Genomic DNA, 1,895 nt, shown 5'->3' with positions numbered 1-1,895 from the left:
ACCAGCCCCAGGCGAACGGACCCGGCCCCCAGCACACCATCGCCACCCACACCGTCGAGCCCTGATGCAGACGCCACCGCCCCACCCAGCCCGGGAGCCGGCGTCCGGTGTTCGCCGGGCGCTCACCAACCATCACGGCCCCGCAGGGCACAGGCCCCTGCCGGCCGGACCTGTCGAACGACGTCAAAGCGACAGTGGCGACGTCGGGCCCCGCGTCAACTGCATCGCACCGTCAACGTGCGGGCTCGGGCGGGCTCCGGGGCGCACTGCCTACGGCACCCTGTGTCGCTGCTGCCGACACTTCCTGTCGCCGGTCACTGACATCCCGACGTCGCTCCACACCGGACCGACCAGCCGCCCACACCCACCAAGAACAAGAAGGGGTAGTCGGCTCTTCCGGATCGCCCCCCATGGGTTTTGACCTGGGGTGATATCGCATCATGACGAATCGTCAGGTGCCTGGGTAGGTGCCCTACAAGGTGTCCGGCCAGGGTGTCTGACCAGGCGCCTCACAAGATCGGTGATCACCAACAGATGAGAACCGTCCACGAGCACGTGTCGAGCCGGGAGGTTGCGGTGCGTGTGCATCCCCCACAGCAACCGCACCGGTGGCGGCGGCATCGCGATTCAACTCGAAGCCGTCATGGCCACAGTCGGCCAACAGCAGCATGATCGGACCAGCGCCGCACCGGGGGCACGGATACTGAGTCGGGCCGTTCAGCAGTGATGCCGTATGCACAGTCGCCAGGCCTGGGTGCAACATGCCTCTGCAAGGCCGTTACGCCCTCGCGGGGCAACGGAGTTGTTACGGAACGGTGATCATTTCGGGCGCAACTTGCAGCGATGCCAGGTGTTTTACTTGATCTTGATCTTGGCCGCAGGCCGTCGAACCTGACGGCACTGTCCGCCAGGCGGATACGGAGCGTACTGTCTGCTCCGCTCAGGAAAGTTGATTATGCGTAAGTCCATTCTTGCTGTCTTCGCGGCCCTCTTGGGCGCGCTTGTCATGAACGTATCAATTGCCCCGCAGGCCAGCGCCGCGGACTGGCGGACCCTGCAGAACAAGTACTCGGGGAAGTGCGCCACCCCCAAGGGCAATGGCACCTCCAACGGAACCATCATCACCCTGTGGGACTGCACCGGTTCGCCTCTGCAGCAGTGGGACGTGCAGGTGGCCGGACCCGGTTATCGGCTCGTGAACCGGGCGAGCGGTAAGTGTCTGACCCCGTACGGCAACGGCTACGAGACCGACGGCGCTGTCCTGACACTGTGGGACTGCGACTACAGCGGTACCAACTACCCGCAGCAGTTCGGCCTCGACAACGGCTGGACCTGGACCACCTACTCGGGCCCGGACTACCGCTGTCTGACGAACAAGGGCGGTAGCCACGCCAACGGCACCTACCTCACCCTGTGGCGCTGCGCGTCCGACTACCCCACCGAGCAGCGCTGGGTCACTGAGTACGCCTAAGCTTGGCGTTTAACCTCGCGGGTCACTCGACCTGCTGAGATTCCCGGGAACCGGCGGCACGTGAGGCGGCCGTTCTCCAAGCTTCGAGATGTCGAGTAACGAAGCACGAGAGAACGGCCGCTGCGTATGAGTCTCGCCGCCGACACGCCCGCAGGCGAAGCATTGGGTGTCTTGTCCCACTTTCGGGTCGAGTTCTACGAGTGTCTGTACAGCCGCGCTGACGTCCTCTTCGAGCTCACCGACGCGATCTTGTGCACGGACGGGCCGGTGAAGACGCTGGTCGAGCTGTCCTTGGCGGTCGAGCACCGGCGCGGCCACGGGGCCCTGTATGAGCTGCCCCGACTTTCGTGGCGTCCGCGATCGTGTGATCAAGCGACTTGCGGGTGTTGCTCCGGGCTCGTCCAGTACGCCTGCTCGTACTCGT

General features: G+C 64.9%; 1 protein-coding gene and 1 pseudogene. Both read left to right on the top strand.

Going from position 1 to position 1,895, the window contains the following annotated elements:
* Window positions 1-1,006: 1,006 nt before the first annotated feature.
* Complete coding sequence (locus ACIGG8_RS42850) at window positions 1,007-1,471, top strand: RICIN domain-containing protein (RefSeq protein ID WP_396553992.1); 465 nt, start codon at window positions 1,007-1,009, stop codon at window positions 1,469-1,471.
* A 126-nt stretch (window positions 1,472-1,597) separates the two neighbouring features.
* Window positions 1,598-1,804: pseudogene (locus ACIGG8_RS42845) on the top strand (transposase); the annotation flags it as partial.
* Between the last annotated feature and the right edge of the window lie 91 nt (window positions 1,805-1,895).

The organism is Kitasatospora sp. NPDC085464 (genome assembly GCF_044541955.1).
GTDB lineage: Bacteria > Actinomycetota > Actinomycetes > Streptomycetales > Streptomycetaceae > Kitasatospora.
The sequence above is the reverse complement of the archived record's forward strand: the minus strand, read 5'-3'. Positions and strand labels throughout refer to the sequence as shown.